This window comes from Hymenobacter aranciens (genome assembly GCF_030580865.1).
In the GTDB taxonomy this organism is placed as follows: domain Bacteria; phylum Bacteroidota; class Bacteroidia; order Cytophagales; family Hymenobacteraceae; genus Hymenobacter; species Hymenobacter aranciens.
The window spans coordinates 280,751-298,708 of sequence record NZ_JAUQSY010000005.1 but is presented as its reverse complement, the minus strand read 5'-3'; the positions used below and the strand labels follow the sequence as shown (position 1 = coordinate 298,708).

The 17,958-nt window shown below is 60.7% G+C and carries 15 protein-coding genes; 6 read left to right on the top strand and 9 right to left on the bottom strand.

Annotated elements, in window-relative coordinates:
* Positions 1 to 39 precede the first annotated feature (39 nt).
* Together Q5H93_RS09260 and Q5H93_RS09255 are read right to left on the bottom strand one after the other, a co-directional pair.
* A complete protein-coding gene (locus tag Q5H93_RS09260) occupies positions 40 to 450 on the bottom strand; it encodes a response regulator (RefSeq protein WP_305006236.1) in 411 nt (136 codons plus the stop codon).
* 18 nt (positions 451 to 468) lie between these two features.
* Positions 469 to 4,326 (bottom strand): PAS domain-containing sensor histidine kinase, encoded by a 3,858-nt coding sequence (locus tag Q5H93_RS09255; protein WP_305006235.1) that lies wholly within the window; start codon positions 4,324 to 4,326, stop codon positions 469 to 471.
* 157 nt (positions 4,327 to 4,483) lie between these two features.
* Between Q5H93_RS09255 and Q5H93_RS09250 the strand changes: the two genes are divergently transcribed.
* Complete coding sequence (locus Q5H93_RS09250) at positions 4,484 to 4,897, top strand: hypothetical protein (protein WP_305006234.1); 414 nt, start codon at positions 4,484 to 4,486, stop codon at positions 4,895 to 4,897.
* A gap of 101 nt (positions 4,898 to 4,998) precedes the next feature.
* Here Q5H93_RS09250 and Q5H93_RS09245 read toward each other — a convergent pair whose 3' ends face one another.
* The 4 genes from Q5H93_RS09245 to Q5H93_RS09230 all read right to left on the bottom strand — a co-directional run bounded on the left by Q5H93_RS09245 (position 4,999) and on the right by Q5H93_RS09230 (position 9,147).
* Positions 4,999 to 6,852 carry a hypothetical protein gene (locus Q5H93_RS09245; protein WP_305006233.1) on the bottom strand — a complete coding sequence of 618 codons (1,854 nt, stop codon included), beginning with the start codon at positions 6,850 to 6,852 and terminating at the stop codon, positions 4,999 to 5,001.
* A gap of 2 nt (positions 6,853 to 6,854) precedes the next feature.
* Entirely contained in the window at positions 6,855 to 7,118 is a 264-nt protein-coding gene (locus Q5H93_RS09240) for a hypothetical protein (RefSeq protein WP_305006232.1), read from the bottom strand.
* A 521-nt stretch (positions 7,119 to 7,639) separates the two neighbouring features.
* Positions 7,640 to 8,644 carry a fatty acid desaturase gene (locus Q5H93_RS09235; RefSeq protein WP_305006231.1) on the bottom strand — a complete coding sequence of 335 codons (1,005 nt, stop codon included), beginning with the start codon at positions 8,642 to 8,644 and terminating at the stop codon, positions 7,640 to 7,642.
* A gap of 101 nt (positions 8,645 to 8,745) precedes the next feature.
* Positions 8,746 to 9,147, bottom strand: a complete 402-nt coding sequence (locus Q5H93_RS09230; protein ID WP_305006230.1) for a hypothetical protein — start codon at positions 9,145 to 9,147, stop codon at positions 8,746 to 8,748.
* 197 nt (positions 9,148 to 9,344) lie between these two features.
* Between Q5H93_RS09230 and msrA the strand changes: the two genes are divergently transcribed.
* From msrA to Q5H93_RS09215, 3 genes are all read left to right on the top strand, one after another.
* Positions 9,345 to 10,019 (top strand): peptide-methionine (S)-S-oxide reductase MsrA, encoded by a 675-nt coding sequence (gene msrA, locus Q5H93_RS09225; RefSeq protein ID WP_305006229.1) that lies wholly within the window; start codon positions 9,345 to 9,347, stop codon positions 10,017 to 10,019.
* A 121-nt stretch (positions 10,020 to 10,140) separates the two neighbouring features.
* Positions 10,141 to 11,325 carry a methionine aminotransferase gene (locus Q5H93_RS09220; RefSeq protein ID WP_305006228.1) on the top strand — a complete coding sequence of 395 codons (1,185 nt, stop codon included), beginning with the start codon at positions 10,141 to 10,143 and terminating at the stop codon, positions 11,323 to 11,325.
* Positions 11,326 to 11,407: 82 nt separating this feature from the next.
* Positions 11,408 to 12,271, top strand: a complete 864-nt coding sequence (locus tag Q5H93_RS09215) for an amidohydrolase (protein ID WP_305006227.1) — start codon at positions 11,408 to 11,410, stop codon at positions 12,269 to 12,271.
* Between the two features lie 81 nt (positions 12,272 to 12,352).
* Here the strand turns inward: Q5H93_RS09215 and Q5H93_RS09210 are convergent, their stop codons facing one another.
* From Q5H93_RS09210 to Q5H93_RS09200, 3 genes are all read right to left on the bottom strand, one after another.
* Entirely contained in the window at positions 12,353 to 13,960 is a 1,608-nt protein-coding gene (locus tag Q5H93_RS09210; RefSeq protein WP_305006226.1) for an Rne/Rng family ribonuclease, read from the bottom strand.
* Between the two features lie 469 nt (positions 13,961 to 14,429).
* Positions 14,430 to 15,356 (bottom strand): tetratricopeptide repeat protein, encoded by a 927-nt coding sequence (locus tag Q5H93_RS09205; RefSeq protein WP_305006225.1) that lies wholly within the window; start codon positions 15,354 to 15,356, stop codon positions 14,430 to 14,432.
* Between the two features lie 190 nt (positions 15,357 to 15,546).
* Positions 15,547 to 15,957: an HU family DNA-binding protein gene (locus Q5H93_RS09200; protein ID WP_305006337.1), complete on the bottom strand. Its 411-nt coding sequence runs from the start codon at positions 15,955 to 15,957 to the stop codon at positions 15,547 to 15,549.
* A gap of 88 nt (positions 15,958 to 16,045) precedes the next feature.
* On the opposite strand from Q5H93_RS09200, the gene mutY reads away from it, so the two are divergent.
* Together mutY and Q5H93_RS09190 are read left to right on the top strand one after the other, a co-directional pair.
* On the top strand, positions 16,046 to 17,125 hold the full coding sequence (gene mutY, locus Q5H93_RS09195; RefSeq protein ID WP_305006223.1) for an A/G-specific adenine glycosylase: 1,080 nt from the start codon (positions 16,046 to 16,048) through the stop codon (positions 17,123 to 17,125).
* Positions 17,126 to 17,351: 226 nt separating this feature from the next.
* Positions 17,352 to 17,774 (top strand): single-stranded DNA-binding protein, encoded by a 423-nt coding sequence (locus Q5H93_RS09190; protein WP_305006222.1) that lies wholly within the window; start codon positions 17,352 to 17,354, stop codon positions 17,772 to 17,774.
* Positions 17,775 to 17,958: the final 184 nt, after the last annotated feature.

Sequence of the window (17,958 nt, the reverse complement as noted above, 5' to 3'; positions counted from 1 at the left end):
TGTTCAAAAAACAGATTACCCATTAACCATTAACCATTATTACTCCCCCGGCAGCTGGCGCTGGAAGTGCAGCTTCAGCAGCATGTCGATTTTCTCGCGGTTCAGCGGCTTGCTGACCATGCCGGCGATGGGCAGGTCGTTGATGCGGGCCAGGTCGCTGCTGTCCATGGAGGTAGTGAGCATGACGATGACCGTGGCCGCCTGCTGGGCCTGCGGCAGCCGGGCGAAGGTTTCGAGAAACTGGATGCCGTCCATGACGGGCATGTTCACGTCGAGCAGCAGCAGGGCGGGCTCGAAGGGTGGCAGCTGGCTGAGCATTTCCAGAGCCTGCTTGCCGTCGTAGGCCACGCGCACCTGGTCGGTTACGTTGAGCTTTTTGAGCAGGTGCTCGTTGAGGAAATTGGTTGTATCGTCGTCGTCGACGAGCAGGATATGGGGTAATTTTTCCATGAAATCAGGACGGACAGGCTAGCGGGCGGGACGGGCGCGGGGTAAGGTAACGGTGAAGGTAGAGCCAGCGTTCGGCTCGCTCTGCACGCGGATGCTGCCGCCGGCATTTTCCACGATGCGCTTGAGCATGTAGAGGCCCACGCCCGAGCCCTCGACGTGGGTGTGCAGGCGCCGGAAGAGGGCGAACAGCCGGCCCTGCTGCTGCTCGCTCAGCCCGAGGCCGTTGTCCTGCACCTCCAGCTGCACCAGCGTCTCGGTGCAGGTGGCGCGGAGCTGCACTTCGGGCGTGCGGTCGGGGCTGCGGTACTTAAGCGCGTTGCTGAGCAAATTATAGAGAATACTGCGCAGGTTTTTGACCGAGAAATACACCGTGGGGCACGTTTCCACGTCGAGCAGCAGCCGGGCCTGGGTGGTGGCGATGAGCGGGCCAAGGTCGAGGCGCACGTCTTCGACCAGCGCCGGCAAGTTCACAGCTTCGGCCTCCTGCTCGTGCTGCAGGCGGCTCACGTCGGTGAGGTGGGCCACGGTTTGCTGGAAGCGGGCCACCGAGTCCTGCATCATGCTCAGCAGGCGGGGCACCATGGGCTCGGCGCTGTCGACGGGCAGGTATTCGCGCAAGGCATCGAGCAGGCCTTCGATGTTGGAGATGGGGGCCTTGAGGTCGTGGCTGGCGGTGTAGACGAAGGTATCGAGGTCGGCGTTGGTGTGAGTGAGGCGGTTGTTGGCGCCGTGCAGCTCCTCGTTGGTGGCCTGCAGTTCTTCGTTGATGGCGGCCAGCTCCTCGTTGAGCACCTGCACCTGGCGGCGGGCCCGCACCTGCTCGCTCACTTCGTAGATGAACACGGCCACGCCCACGATGCGGTCCTGCTCGCGGTAGGCCTGGTAGGTGTAGTTGATGTAGCGCGCAATTTCACCGTCAAGCGTTTCGCCCAGCGGCTGTTCGAAGCCGTAGCGCGTGGTGCCGGTGGCATACACGTCATCAAGCAGCGCAATCAAGCCCTGCTCCACGCTTTCGGGCTGGGCCTGGGCGAGGAGCTGGCCGCGCAGGGCGCGGCCGCCCAGCAGCTCGGCATAGGCGGGGTTGAAGTATTCGATGCGGTGGGCGGGCTCGCGCAGCAGCACCACGCCAATCGGTGCCTGCTCGAACACCTGGTATAAATCTTCGCGCTCCTGGGCGCGGCGCTGGGCCACGGCCAGCATGGCCGCCTGCAGGGTTTCGGACTGCTGCCGGGCCAGCACGCGGTCGGTCACGTCGAGGATGAAGGCCAGGATGCCCGTCACGCGCCGCTGCCCGTCGAAGAGCGGCTGGTAGATGAAATCGACGTAGCGCTGCTCGGGCTGGCCGGTTTTGGCATCGAAAAGCTTAGCGGCCATATCGGTACCGATGAAGGGCTCACCGCTGGCATACACCCCATCGAGCAGGCTGATAAAGCCCTGGGCCACCACTTCGGGGAATACCTCGGCCACCGTCTGGCCCAGCACGGTGCGGTTGGCCGACAGCTCCTGGTACAGCTCGTTGAAGAACGTGAAGCGGTGCTCGGGCCCGCCGAGCGTGGCGATGGCCGCCGGCACCTGGCCCAGAATACCGTTCAGCAAGCCCTGCTGCACGCGCAGCTGCTCGCGCTGCTCTTCGGCATCGGTGAGGGCGTCGGCCAGCTGCCGGGTGCGCTCCAGCACCCGGGTTTCGAGCTGCTGGTTGAGGCGCTCCACCTCCTGGCGCGCCAGTACCTGCTGGGTTACTTCATTGGCCACCACCATGGCGCCGTAGATGCTGCCATCGGCCTCGTACATGGGCACGTAGATGAAGTCCCAGTACACCGTTTCGAGCTGGCCGTTGCGCTCGTGCTGGGCTTCCATGGCATGGGCCTCGTGCGGAATGCCGGTGGCCATCACGCCGTCCAGCAGCTCCTCGTAGCCCATGCCGGCCACTTCGGGCAGCGCCTCAAACAGGCCCTTGCCGATGAGCTGCTCGCGGGTGCGGCCCCACAGGCGGGCCACCGTGGGGTTAGCCAGCTCGATGATGTAGTTGGGCCCGCGGTACACGGCAATGGCGATGGGCGACTGCTCGAACACCCGCTCCAGCTCGCCGCGCTGGCGCTCGGCCTCGGCGCGGGCCGTCTGGGCTTCGCGGTTGAGCTGCTCAATCTGCCGGCGGGCTTCCACCTGCGCCGTCACCTCCGTGGCTACGTTGATGATGCCCAGCACCCGGCCCTCGCTGTCGTAGAGCGGCGTGTACACGTAGTTGTAATACGTGGTTTTCAGCTCGCCAGCGCGCAGCATGGTGGCCGGCGTTTCGGTGCCCGTGATGGGCTCATGCGTGCTGAGCACCTGCCGCAGCAGGTCGTCGAAGCCCTGGCCCTGCAGCTCGGGCACGCCTTCCAGCAGCGGCCGGCCTAGTATCTCCGCCACCGGGTGCCCCCAGAGCTCGGCCATCATCGGATTGACCGCCGTGACGCGGATTTTGGGGCCCTGAAACAGCCCAATGGCCACCGGCGCCTGCGTGAGCAGCGCCTGCAGCAGGGCGCGCTCGCGCTCGGCCAGCGCCTGGGCGGCCCGCACTTCCTCGGTGCGCGCCTGCACGCGGGCTTCCAGCTCCTGGTTGGCGTGCTCCACGCGCTGCCGGGCCAGGGTTTCCTCCGTGATGTCGGTGACGAGCGTGTAGAAGCCACGCAGCTCGCCGGCCTGCACATCGGGCACGTAGCTGGTGCGGATATACTTCAGCAGGTCGGCACGGTACGGCATCCGCGACTCAAAATTGACGTGCTCGCCGGCCAGGGCGCGGTCGATGTACTGCTTCACGCCGGCGTAGGCTTCGTCGCCCACAATGTCGCGCACCGGGCGGCCCAGCAGTGCCTGCGGGTCCTGGCCAAACCAGCTGCGATAGGCTTCGTTGGTGAACTGGTAGCGCTCCTGCAGGTCGAGGTAGCCGATGAGCACGGGCAGCGAATCGGTGATGAGGCGCAGGCGCTGGGCGGTGGCTTCGGCCTCCTGCCGGGCCTGCACCTGCGGCGTCACATCCACGGCAAACACCAGAATGTCATCACCGTAGCCTGGAGCATTGGTCAGCGGCTGGTACACAAAATTCAGGTACTGCTGCTGCATAGTGCCCGTGGCCTCGTCGTAGAGCTGAATGGGCACTTCGCGGCCGATGAAGGGCTCACCGGTGTTGCGCACCCGGTCGAGCAGGGCAATGAAACCCTGCTCCACCACTTCGGGCAGCGCTTCGGCCACGGTCTGGCCCACGATGTCGCGCTTGCCTACCATGGTATGGTAGTGCTCGTTGGCGAAGGTGTAGCGGTGCTCGGGACCGCTGAGGGTGCCCACGGCCGCCGGCACCTGGCCCAGAATGCGGTTGAGCAGCTGCTGCTGCACGGCCAGCGCCTGGGTGCGCTCCTGCACGCGGGCCTCCAGCTCGCGGTTGAGCTGCTCGGTTTGCTGGCGGGCCAGCGTGTCGCGCTGGGCCTGCTCGGCAGCCAGGCGGTGCTGGGTAGTGGTGTCGTTAAAGCTCACCAGCAGCAAATCGCCGCTGCGCTGGGCCGACAGCTGGTAGTGGTCGTTGAGCCCGTCGTAGGGGTAGTGCACTCGCTGCTGCCGGGCGTCGCCGCTCTGGTAAGCCGCGCAGTAGAAGTCAAAAACCCCGGTTTCTACCGCGTGCGGATATTCCGTCAGGAAGCTCCCGGCGAGGCGGGCCGGCTGGCCCAGCATGCCCTGCGCTGCCTGATTGAGCTGGATGTGCTGGAAGTCGACAATTTCACCCCCGGCGCCATATACCGGCTCCGACAGCATAACGCCGGTCAGCGACACGTCGAGCAGCTTCTGCAGCAGGTCGTGGCTGGCGGCCAGGGTGGATGGAAAAGGGGTAGCCAGGGAGTCCATCAATGAACAGTGGGAAATGGGAAAACGAAGTTACTCAAGGAAGGCGGCTAGCTCGGCCTTACCCGGAATGACGGCATTTTTACGAACCCGCGCAACGCCGGGTGGCCCGTGGCGGTCAGGGGTACGAACACCAGTATTCACCTTTCTTTCCATCCGCATGAAACGTCCGTTTCTTTTCTTCGCCCTGGCCGCTTTGTCGGCCGGCACCTTCTTCGGCTGCCACCGCAAGTGCAACGACCCGCAGCCCGGCTGCGTCGGCGGCACCATCGTGGCCTTCACCTGCATGGATGGCCCGCTCATCAACGTGGATGCCCGTAACCGCATCGGCGCCCCGGGCGTACTAATCACCGGCCAGCAGGTGGGCAACAACGTCATCGCCGTGGTCAACCGCGATGGGCTCGGCCGCCTCGATTCCGTGGGCCAGCGCGTGTATTTCACCTACGTCAACGACCCCAGCCAGCAGTGGAACGGCCTGTGCTGCCTGGCCGCCGATGGCACCCGGCAGCCCGTGCCGCACCTAGTGCTGAGCAATATATCGACTACGGGCTGCCAGGAGCCGCTGGCTGATTAATAGCGCCGTCCTGCTAAACGCAGTGAAGCATCTTACTATGTCAGAACTAGTCGTTCCAACGTGGCAAGATGCTTCACTGCGTTTAGCAGGACACGAAGGTGCTACTGCTTCACCAGGCGCTTCACGATGGCGCCTTCCACCGGCAGCAGTCGCAGGCTGTACACGCCGGGAGGCAGGTCATCGATAGGCAGGGCGGCCTCAACCGTGCCGCCCTGCGGCCGCAACGTGAAGCGCCGGAGCTCGCGCCCCAGTCCATCAAGCAGCTGCCCGCTGATGGTACCCTGCGCCCGCAGGCCCGGCACACGGAGCATGACCGTGCTGCCGCTGGCCGGGTTGGGCCAGAGCGTGGCCCCGGCCGCCAGCGCCTGCGCCTGCTGCGCCGCCGTGGGCCGGCCCCAGGGATAGAGCTCCTGCGTAGCCGCGCAGCCCAGGTTGTTGGTGATAGTTACCCGCACCGCCGTGCCCGGCGCCGGCGGCGTGGCGTAGCGGTGGCCCAGCGGAGTGGAAGTCGTCTGCTCTACCACCGTGCCGTCGCCCAGCTCCCAGCGCCAATGCAGCAGCTGGGCGTAGGCCGGGCCCGCCGTGCCCAGCTCGTAGAACACCAGCGAGTCGGGCGCGCCGGCCACCAAGGTGTAGGCTGCGTTAGGCACGGGTGGGGTGGCGCACAGGTCGGGCTCGTAGGTCGGCGGCAGGCCCGCGAAGCGCGTCACCACCACGTCCGTGGGCTGGAAGGGCACGGGCAGGCTGGCCCAGTCGGCAACGGTCAGCGTATGGTCGGGCTCTAGCAGGTAAGCGTTGGGGCGCTCATACACTTCCGCTTTGAAAAACCGGGTTTCCCACACGGGCGGGGCGGTGCCGCCGCCGGCCGGGCGCTCGTAGCGGGCCAGGTAGCCCGCCTGCTCATTCGGGTTGGGGTCGGCGCGGGTGCCGGCCACCACGTACTGCCCCGGCGTGGGCAGCGGATAAACCTGGTAGAACGTGCAGCCGATGTTGTAACCCGTCACGGCCGGGGCCGGCAGCAACTGGTACCAGGCCACCCGGTCCTGGGCGTCGAGCTGTAGCAGCAGCGCCTGCTGCGTATCGTTGGGCCGGGCGTAGGGCCAGCCCACGGCCCCCACCACCACCAGCGTGCCGTCGGGCCCTAGGCGCAGGTTGTAGAGCTTTCCCACCTCGGTTTGCGGGATGGGCAGCTTCCGCGTGTGGATGGTGTCGCCGTCAGGCGTGATACGGACCAGCCAAGGCGTGCCGATAAAACGCACGGGGTTGGTGAGCCGCTTTGCCAAGGAGCCCACCAAGGCGTAGGAGCCGTCGGGCAAAGCGATGATGGTCTGAAATTCGCTGTAGGGCTGGCCGTACTGGTGCTTCCACAAGGTATTGCCCAGCGAGTCGACCCGCAGCACCGTAGGCACGCGGATGGGATACATGAGGCTGCCGGCGGGGTCGTTGCAGCTCACCACCAGCAGGGCCCCGCCATCGGCCAGCGCCAGGCAGCTTTGCATATCCACGGCCGAGTTGGTGTTATAGTAGCGCACCCAACGCTGCTGCCCCAGCGAGTCCGTGCGAATCAGCATGTGCTGGACGGTAGTCTGTCCGTTCGCGTAGATACCGTACGAACCCAACAGCAGGAAGTCGCCGTTGGGGGCCTCGGCCATTGCCCCGATGCCCGTGCCCGTGCCGAGCGCCTGCGGAAAATACGTATTTGTTCGCAGCGAGTCCCCCCGGTTGCTGAGCAGCCAGGTGGTGGCCGATGTGTACGGGTTCGAGACGTTGGAAACCAAGGCCGACCCGCCAATCAGCAGCCGGTTGTGGCGGGTGTGCAGGATGGCGCCGGCCACGTCATCGCCGCGACGGGCGCCAAACTGACTGCGCCATTGCAGCGTCGGAGCTTGGGCCCAGAGGCTGCTCCCGCTACTGAGTAGCAGGAGCAACCCTAGTAAGAGAGCAGAGTGCTTCATACCTATTTCACTAAAATGCGGATGGTTTGCACGGCTGTGCCGCCCACCAGCAGGGTGGCGAAGTACACGCCGGGTTCGTAGCCGCGCAGGCTTAGTTCCTGCTGGGTGGTGGCGGCATCCAACGCCACTCGCTGCACCGTGCGCCCGTCCGTGCTCCGGCGTAGCAGCCGGGCATTGACCGTGCCGCTTGGCAGAATCCGATTACTGATGCTACGCCGGGCATCGTTTGCCCCTATGCCGTGGAACCGCATGGCAGCAGACGGCACAATAGTCGAGTTAACCGGTCTATTCTTTTGCCTGGTAGACGCTTGCATGCGGTGAGAGATAGTTTGGTGAAAAGGTATTACCAAGCCAATGGTATAGTTTTTTCCTGGCTTCGCCAAATTTCTACCTGTTTTACAGGCTAAAGCTGCTTTAAAGGTAACTGTCGGGCACCGTCATTACTCCTTTCAGCAGAATGTAAATACGTTTAGCCCGAACGCAAGACAAACAGCTCCTATTTGCCTTGCGTTAGGCTCGAACGCAAGGCAAATAAGAGCTAACGCAAGGCAAATAGGAGCCAACGCAAGGCAAATAGGAGCTAACGCAAGGCAAATAGCTCCAAACACAATTGAAGTAGCAGCTATTTGCCTTGCTTATGCTCGAATCAACTTTGATTAAGAGCTAATCAAGGTTGATTAGCGCGGTATAATGCAGAATAGCTGCCCGCAGGGCAACCGTCGGGGTGCCATACGTTACTGGCGGCGGTAGCGGCACGCATACACAGTGTTTTAATTCACGAAATCAACTAGTTATTTACCAGCTCCCTATCCGGCACGCTCTGGTCCTTGAGCGTGGCTGTGCCGCGCTCGCGCCGCGTGATGCGCGAGTAGAGGCTGATTTCCTGGTCGAAGAGGAAGCGGAAGAACAGGCTGGTGTAGCTGCGGTGGGCCAGCAGCGGCTCGTAGAACTCGGGCGCCACGGCCTTGAGCCGGGGCAGGTTGTTCCACGGAATGCTGGGCATGTCGTGGTGCTCGTTGTGGAACCCCACATTGAGGTTGATGCCGTTGAGGCGGCCGTAGTAGGAGTAGGTTTCCTGCTCGGGGCTGAGGGTGAGGTAGTGCTCCTGAATCCAGCGGGCGCCCAGCGGGTGCAGCCCCACCGAAAACCAGAAGCTCAGGAACAGGTACAGCAGGGCCGTCCAGCCGAAGAAGTACACGATGGCCGCGTTGAAGGCCAGTTGCGCCGCAATGTTGGCCATTACGTAACGGTCGAACACCGCCACCTCGCGGCAGCGCATGGTGCGAATAACCTGAAATAAGGGAAAGAAAAACAGCCAGATGGCCTTGCCCACCGAATAATGCCGGATGAGCTTGGCCTCGTACCAGTCGGGCAGGTCGGCATCCAGCTCGTGCACGCCCTGAAACACGTGGTGCTTGATGTGGAAATTCTTGAAACTGATGGCCGTAGGAATCACCGACGGAAAATTGGCCAGAATCCCCGTAGCCACGTTCTGCCACAGCTTCCGGAAAACGAGATTGTGCGCCGCCTCGTGAATGACCACAAACAGCGTGTGCGACAGAAATGCTCCCACGCAATAGGCCACCGGAATAGTCCAGTACCAGGCCTGATTGCGCAGCAGATAAGCCAGTCCTACCTGCCCCAGCACGCAGCCCAGGCCGATGAGAAACGTCGCCGGGTTGCGCGTCATCAGGGCTTTCACCTCGGGGTGTGCCTTGATAATCTGACGGGTGCGAATGCGGTGCGGCTCGGGAGCCGTAACGACGGTGAAGGCAGCGGGCGCTTGCGGCATAGGGAGAGGCTGAATAAAAGCCGCCGACAATAAGTTGCCGGTTGGTATTCAGACAAAAATACGGCAATTCGGTTTCGCTACCGCCAGCTGAGCGGCTCGGGCTAGGGCTGCTGCTGGAGCCAGGTGCGGGCCGAGGGCAGGTCCTCGAACGTGGCAATGACCGGGCCATTGATGGCGTGTTCCAGCGACAGGTCCGTGGCCAGGCGGCTGTGGGCACTGGGCGAATACACCCACGCCAGATGTTTCAGCCCGGCCCGGGCCAGCGCGGGCAGAAATTCGGTGCCCACCCACTCAGCGGCCTCGCTCCACAGGTTATCGACGTGGTGGTTGTCGTTGAGCAGCTTATGACAGCGGTGTTCCACCATCAGGCGCAGCATGTCGCGGCAGCCGGCCTGCACGCTGGCCATATCCTGCCGCCCGCGCCAGTCGGCAAAAATCCACTCATTCACCCGGTCGTAAGCCAGAATGATGTGCGGCTCGTTCAGGAGAATTTGTAAGGACATTGGGGGGTGGGATGAGTATCGGGTAGCACGGCAGTGGTAACTACGTAACGCAAGATGCAACAAACTTGAAAAACGCAAAAACCAGCGCCGAATTATCCTTCGTAGAATGTTGTTTCCACGCGAAGCCATAAGCCTCATAGCAGCTCTCTTTGCGGCTTCTGGCCTGTCATTCTTTCGCAATCAACTTTTTCTTATTCATGCGCTCCTTCCTGAAAACTACTGCCGGCCTCTGCGCGCTGGCCTTCACCGTTGCCTGCGGCTCGCCTCAGCCCGCCGATGCCCAGAACCCACCGCGCTCCACCGCCGGCTTCGCTCCCGCCAACCTGAGCGGCCTGGCCCAGGCCACCTTCGCCGGCGGCTGCTTCTGGGCCCAGGAAGAGGCCTTTGAGGAAATAAAAGGCGTGAAGCAGGTGGTGAGCGGCTACGCCGGCGGCACCGTGCCCGAGCCTACCTACGAGCAGGTGTGCGGCCAGAAAACCGGCCACGCCGAGAGCGTCAACATCTACTACGACCCCAAGGTGGTGAGCTTCCAGACGCTGTGCAACATCTTCTTCACCGCCTCGCACGACCCCACCCAGCTCAACCGCCAGGGCAATGACGCTGGGCCCGAATACCGCTCGGTAGCCTTCTACCGCACCCCGGAGGAAAAGAAAACCATCGAAAGCACCATCGCCAAAGTCAACGCCTCCAAGCAGTGGGGCGGCAAAATCGTGACCCAGGTGGCGCCGATAAAAACCTTCTGGCCCGCCGAGGACTACCACCAGGGCTACTTCCGCCTGCACCCCAACGAGCCCTACATTGCTCACGTCTCGCAGGCCAAGGTCGACCACGTGCGCAAGCTATTCAAGAGCGAGTTGAAGAATCCGTTGTAAGCTTTGCGTCGTTAAAATTTACAAGGCCTCTGCCGCTGGCAGGGGCCTTTCTAATTACATGAAGCAGGCAGCGGGACGCTACTTTTCCGTTTCTTTGCTTCCGCCCCTTTCCTTCTGCTTTATGGCATCCTCCCCTCCTCCCCACCGCCCTTTACTCTCCTCCAAGCTCCCCGATATCGGCGTCAGCATCTTCTCGCAGATGACGTTGCTGGCCCAGGAAACCGGCGCCATCAACCTGGCCCAGGGCTTCCCCGACTACGACCCGCCGCAGGAGCTGCTAGCCGCCCTGGCCCGCCACGCCACCACGCCCGGCCACCAGCAGTACGCGCCCATGCCCGGCCTGCTGCGCCTGCGCGCGGCCATTGCCGCCCAGGTCAGTCGCCTCCACGCCGGCGCCCCCGCTCCCGACCCGGCCACCGAAATCACCATCACGGCCGGCGCCACTGAGGCGCTCTTCGCCGTGCTGGCTGCCGTGGTGCGCCCCGGCGATGAAGTGGTTGTCTTCGAGCCTGCCTACGACCTTTACGGCCCGGCCATCCGCCTGCAGGGCGGCGTGCCGCGCTACGTGCGCCTGCCCGCCCCCCACTTCCGCCCCGATTGGGACGCCGTGCGCCGCGTGCTCACCCCGCGCACCCGCCTCGTGATGGTGAACACGCCCCATAACCCCAGCGGTGCCGTGTTCGATGCCAGCGACTGGGCCGAGCTCGCCCGCCTGCTCGACGGCACCGACATTCTGGTACTCAGCGATGAAGTTTACGAACACCTCGTTTTTGACGACGCCCAACACCTCAGCGCCCGCCAGCACCCGCTGCTGCGCGAGCGCAGCTTCGTGCTCTCCTCCTTCGGCAAAACCTACCACGCCACCGGCTGGAAAGTCGGCTACTGCATTGCCCCGCCCCTGCTCAGCGCCGAGGTGCGCCGCGTCCACCAGTTTCTCACTTTCGCCGTAAGCACCCCCACCCAGCATGCCCTGGCCGACGCCCTCGAAACCGACTCGACCGACACGCATGCCCGTGGATTAGCAGCATTTTATCAGGCTAAGCGCGACCAGTTCCGGCAGCTATTAGCCGATACTGGCTGGGAGCTGCTGCCGGTGCCGGGCGGCTACTTCCAGCTGGCACGCTACGCCGCCTTTTCCCCCGCTGGCGACCTGGCCTTTGCCGAAACCCTGGCCCGCGACTGGGGTGTGGCCGTGGTGCCGGTGTCGGCTTTTTACCACGACAATTTTGATGAGGGGCTGGTACGCTTCTGCTTCGCAAAAGAAGCCGCTACCCTCACTGCCGCGACCACTCGCCTACGCCGATGATTTGACAAACCGGGATTTATTTTGCATCTTTACCTGAAATAGTTATACCAGGTTTGCCGTCTATCCTATTGTCTTTTTGTTAATGAATGACTTAACCGTTTCGATGGTGCAAGCCAACCTGCACTGGCAGGATGCCGCCGCCAACCGGGCTACCCTCGACCGCTGCCTCAGCCAGATTTCCATCTCCACCGACCTCATCGTGTTGCCGGAGATGTTCACCACCGGCTTCAGCATGGACGCCGCCGCCCTGGCCGAAACGATGGACGGCCCCACCGTGGCTTGGATGCGCCAGCACGCCGCCGCCCATCAGGCCGTCATCACCGGCAGCAGCATCATCGAAGAAAACGGCCAGTATTTCAACCGCCTGCTCTGGGTGCGCCCCGACAGCAGCCTCAGCTACTACGACAAGCGCCACCTCTTCACCCTGGCCCGCGAGCAGGATACCTACACTGCCGGCACTACCCGTCTGATAGAAGAATGGCGCGGCTGGCGCATCTGCCCGCTGGTGTGCTACGACCTGCGCTTCCCCGTCTGGAGCCGCAACGAAGCCGCCCAGCCCTACGACCTGCTCCTCTACGTGGCCAACTGGCCCGCCGTGCGCCGCAACGCCTGGATTACCCTGCTCCGCGCCCGTGCTATCGAAAACCTAAGCTACGTTCTCGGCGTCAACCGTGTAGGCCAGGACGGCCTCGGCCACGACTACGCCGGCGACTCGGCCCTGCTCGATATGCGCGGCGAATACCTCCTGCAAGCCGGCAACCTGCACTCCTGCATCACCCGCACCCTGCGTTGGGATGATTTGGAAGATTTCCGCACCAAATTCCCGGCCCTGAACGACGCCGACCCATTCTCTCTGTCACCATGCAAGGCGGAAACCCGTGCCACCCCAGCAACCGCTGGTATCCCGCTTCCCCACCCGAAACTTGCCACGCTGGTTGCAGAATAAAATTCTGCCTCATAGATTAGCTCAATAAAAAATCCCCGGCCTTCAGCAGACCGGGGATTTTTTATTTCAAGCATGACTAGCTCAGTCGATAATCTCAACCTCGCGGTCCTGCAAACGGCTCATCGCCGCCGCCGTCGAGCGCAACTCGATTTCCTCGCCGCGCTCATCCTCAATCCGGTAATCGGTAAGACCGAGGCTGCTATCCTTCATCACTTTCACCCACTTGTAGTACTTGAGGTACCACTTCATCTGGCGCGAAACCAGACCTTTCGTGTAGTAGGCGTGCAGGAAAGGATGCACGTTGAGCGTGATGCCCGACTGGTTTTGATTCACCAGCAGGTCCTCGATGCTATTATCAATCTCATCGGTAACCTGGATGGAGGCCGAGATTTTGCCGGTGCCGCCGCAGGTGGGGCACACCTCGCCGGTCACGATGTTCTCGGCCGGGCGCACCCGCTGCCGGGTAATCTGCAGGAGGCCAAACTTCGTGATGGGCAGCACAGTGAACTTAGCCTTGTCGTGCTTCATCACGTCGCGTAGCGCGTCTTCCACCTTCTTACGGCTTTCGCCCGAGCGCATGTCGATAAAATCGACTACAATGATACCGCCCATATCACGCAGCCGCAGCTGCCGACCAATTTCTTTGGCCGCCAGCATGTTTATCATCAATGCCGTGGCTTCCTGGTCGTTTTCCTGATTGCTCTTGCTCCCCGAGTTCACGTCGATAACGTGCAAGGCCTCGGTGTGCTCAATCACCAGGTAGCCGCCGCCGGGTACCGTTACCGTCTTGCCAAACAGTGTTTTCAGCTGTTTCTCAATGCCGGTGTGCTCGAAAACCTTCACCTTCGTGTTGTGCAGCTTCAGCAGCCCAAGCTTGTCGGGCGCAATTTTCTGCAGGTAGCTACGCATCTCCTCGTACATGGTCGGCGCGTCCACCGTGATGCTGTCGAACGACTCGTTCAACATATCGCGCAGCATGGACGATGAGCGGCCTAGCTCGCCCAGCACCTTATCGTTCGACTTGGCAGTGCGTAGCGTAGAATACAGCTGCTCCCATTTGCTCACCATGTCCTGCATGTCCTTGTCGAGCTCGGCCACCTCACGGCCTTCGGCCACGGTGCGAATAATCACGCCAAAGTTGGCTGGCTTAATGCTCGCAATGAGGCGCTTGAGCCGGTCACGCTCGGTCTTGCTCACAATCTTTTTGCTCACGCTGATGACGTTCGAAAACGGCACCAGCACGAGGTAGCGGCCCGCCATCGAAATGTCGGTGCTCACCCGGGGACCTTTCGTCGAAATCGGCTCCTTGATGACTTGCACCAGCAGCTGCTGGCCTTTTTTAAACACGTTTTCCGCCTTGCCCACTTTTTCGAGGGAAGGCTCAAACGTGAAGTTGTCCAGCCCGGCGGCTTTCGCTTTGCCGTGCTGCACGCCCCGCACCCACTTCATGAGTGAGGGATATTGCTCGCCCAGGTCGCCGTAGTGCAGGAAGGCATCTTTCTCGTAGCCAATATCTACGAACGCCGCATTCAGGCCCGGCATCACCTTGCGCACGGTACCCAGGAAGATGTCGCCTACCGAATAATTCGTATCGTTGCGGTCGAAGTGGTATTCAATCAGCCGCTTATCCTGCAACAACGCAATGCGTTCGCCTTCCTGAGTCGAATTAATAACTAATTCATTACTCAAAGCCTTGATTCTGTTAAAGTAGCTTCCGCTAGCGGCCGCCTAAGCAACACCCCGAAACGGGCAAAGGGAAGCCAGGACCCGTGTCCTAGCTTCCCTCGCGAGCCACGGGAAAAGCGCCCAGTCAGCCACACCCAGGAGGCTACGTGAGAGATGGACGACACACCGTATTTCATAGCTGAAACCCGGCCGCCGCCGTTACGCCCCGTAAGGCTTACTTCTTCTTGTGGCGATTCTTGCGCAGGCGCTTCTTGCGCTTGTGGGTAGCAATTTTATGACGCTTTCTTTTTTTACCGCAGGGCATGTCGTTGGGATTGAATTGAATTAAAAATTATGAATTAAAAATTAAAAATTGGATTGTGAATCAAGAAACTGTTTTTCGATTTCCATTCTTCCTGTCAGAACAAACAACGCTGAAAGCAAGTATGAAAGCCAAAAACAAATTTTTAATTCATAATTTTTAATTTTTAATTTACTTCAGCTTGGCCAGCTCTTCCTCCACCGAAGCAGCCAGCGCCGGGTCGGCGCTGAGGCTTTTGGCGGCCAGAAAAGCGGTGCGGGCTTCGTCCTTGGCACCGGTGCGGGCCAGGGTTACACCCAAATAAAACTGGCCGTTCACGCTCTTCGGATTGACTTTCACCAAATCCTTGAAGCGCGTTACGGCCTTGTCGTACTGGTTGCTTTGCACCGCTAGAATGCCCATGTTATACAGGGCTTTCTCATTGCGGGGGTCGGCTTCCAGTACTTCGCGCAGCAGCGAAACGCCCTGCACAGGGTTATCTGAGGTCATGTAGGCCATGCCCAGGTTGGTTTTGGCATCGAGGTTGCCCGGCTCGGCTTTCAGCACCTTGCCGTACAAATCGCGCGCCTTACCGCCCAGCAACGCCACCCGCTCCTGCGTCGTGGCAAAGCTATAGGCCTGGAAATAAGCATCAGCTGCTCGTTGCCAGGCCTGGGCCGAGGGTTGGTTTTCGGCCACCTGCTCCAAGAAATAGCCGGCGCTGTCGTAACGCTGCACCGTTTCGTAGCGATGGGCCAGCGCGGTGGCGGCCTTGTTACGAGCGGCCGCATCCTTAGCGGCGGCGTATTGCTTGAGCAGGGTGCTCAGTTCCTGCCGTTGGGCAGGGGTGGCCGAAGTGTGCGGCGCAGCTTCGGCGCCCGGGCCGTTGTTTTCGGTGGCGGTGGCCGGCACCGGGCCCGAGGAAGCTTCTGCCTTCGAGCCGTTGGTAGCGGGGCCGCCACCATCGCGGTTGGCGGTACGGGCGGCGTCGCTGTTCAGCTCGCCTTTGCCTTCCTTAGGCTTCACAATGCCTTTCGGCAACACGTACAGGCCGCCCACGAGCGCCAAAGCGACGCCTAGAACAACCAGCTGGTGAGTAGAAGAATTGGTGGTAGCCATAAGGTGAAAAAAACCGCCCACTGAGCTTCTTCCGAAGAAGAGGGCCCCGCGGTACGGCCGGTAGCTTTTGATTTTTAGGCAGTCAGTAGCAAGTAATCAGTAGTCGGGCTAGCGGGAACAAGTGCGGGCACCTGCTTCGTTCATCTGACTACTGATTACTTTGTACTAACTAGCCTGAAATCGGAGAAACTTAGGCTTTGGCACCAGCAGCTTTCACTTTTTTGCTGCCTTTGATTTTAGCCACGAACGACTTCGAAGGCTTGAAGCTCGGGATGTAGTGCTCGTCGATGATGAGCGACGTGTTTTTCGAGATGTTACGAGCTACTTTGCGAGCACGCTTCTTGTTTACGAACGAGCCGAAACCGCGAACGTAAATGTTGTTACCCTCGGTCATCGAGTCTTTAACAACTTTGAAGAAAGCTTCAACCGTAATCAATACGTCAGCTTTCTCGATGCCGGTCTTCTGGGAGATTTCGGCGATTACCTCTGCTTTAGTCACGTTGGTATGGTACTTAGGGGGGTGGAAAAAATGCTTTTTTGGGCAGGTAAGTCCCGAATTCGTGCGTAAGCCCTTGCCCGGTAGGAGATTCGCGGGGTGAATTCGGACTACAAAGGTAAACGCGTTTTTTTATTTTCCCAACGTTGCCCCCTAATCTTATTCAGCTTTCAATTTATTCTTCTTCAAAATTTTGTCTACGTCTCCTTCCCAACCCTCCTTCCTGGCCACGGCCTTGCTGGCCTGGTACCCGCGGCACCGCCGCGACCTTCCCTGGCGCCATACCCACGACCCGTATGCCATCTGGCTGTCTGAAGTCATCTTGCAGCAAACGCGTGTTGCACAGGGCCTCCCCTACTATAACACTTTTCTAAATGCCTATCCCACAGTAGCCGATTTGGCCGCTGCGCCGGAAGCTGAAGTGTTGCGCTACTGGCAGGGCTTGGGCTACTATTCGAGGGCCCGCAACATGCACCACACGGCCCAGCAAGTGGTGCAGGAACACGCCGGAAAATTTCCGACGAGCTACGCCGAATTAATAAAATTGAAGGGCATAGGGCCTTACACCGCCGCCGCCATCGCCTCTTTCGCCTTTAATGAAGCCGTGACCGTGCTCGATGGTAACGTGTACCGGGTGCTGGCCCGCATTTTCGGACTGCACTCGGATATTGCGGCGCCCGCGTCCCGCAAGGAATTCCAGGCGCTGGCCGACCAGCATATCCCGGCCGCCGCGCCGGCCGACTTTAACCAGGCCATTATGGAGTTTGGGGCCATTCAGTGTACGCCGGTGAAGCCGGACTGCTTGTTTTGTCCCTTGCAACAGTCGTGCTGGGCGTTCCAGCACGGGCAGGTGGCCTTGCTGCCGGTGAAAAGCAAGGCCAAGGCGGCACGTACGCGCTACTTTCACTATTTCGTGCTGCGGCACGGCGAGCAGCTTTATTTGAAAGAGCGGCGCGAAAAGGACATCTGGCAGGGGCTGTATGATTTTGCGCTGGCTGAGACGGTGCAGGCTGAGTTGCCACCCAGCGAGATTATGCGGCATCTGGAGGCCTTCGGAGCGGAAATTGATATCAGCCAAGCCGCCGAAAGCAGCGCCACAATGCGCCACGTGCTGAGCCACCAGAAGCTGGAGGTAAAATTCCACGAGGTGCCGTTGCGGCAGCCGTTGCCAGATAGCACGTTACGGGATTTGGGATTGCGGGCGTATTCAAGTGAGGAGATTGAGGTGCTGCCGAAGCCGGTGCTGATTGTTAATTATTTGAATACACATTAGGCTCCCGTGCCTGTCATGCTAAACGCAGTGAAGTATTCTCTCACGCCAGAACCAATTGTTCAAACGTGAGAGGATGCTTCACTGCGTTCAGCATGACAGGCATTAGCCTCACGCCCATCAACTATTTTTTTTAGCAAATTATTGTCGTTTCAAAGTTATTTACTAACTTTATGGGCAGAAAGGTCGAGTGGCCTTTCAGTTCAACTTTTTTCAACCCACACACAAAATGGCTGGTGTAAATAAAGTAATTCTAGTCGGCAACTTGGGCAAAGACCCCGAGGTGCGCCATTTTGAAGGGGGCCGCAGCGTGGCCCATTTCACCCTCGCTACCAACGATTACTACAAGGACAAGCAGGGGACGCGCGTCGAGCGCACCGAATGGCACAACATTGCGGCCTGGCAGGGCCTGGCCGAATTTGCGGACAAGTACCTGAAAAAGGGCCAACAAGTGTACGTGGAGGGCAAGCTGCGCACCCGCCAGTACCAGGACAAAGACAACGTGACGCGCTATATCACCGAAATCGTGGCCGACGAAATCAACCTGATTGGCCATCGGCCGACGGGTGGCGCGGCCGCGGGTGATGCCAATGGCACCGAGGCGCCGCAGAGCTTCCGGCAGGAGCCGGAGCTGGACCAATTGCCTTTCTAGACCGCAGATGCAAACGGATTGAACGGATACGGCGCTTCGCGCCTGATTTTTGGGAGAATCTGCTTTTCTCTGACTTTTGCCTATTCGATGGCGGCCTCGGCACTGTGCCGGGGCCGTTTTCGTTGTGCTGGAAATTACCTTTGATATTGAAACGGCCGCCTCAGGTGGGTGGCAGCTTTTCTGC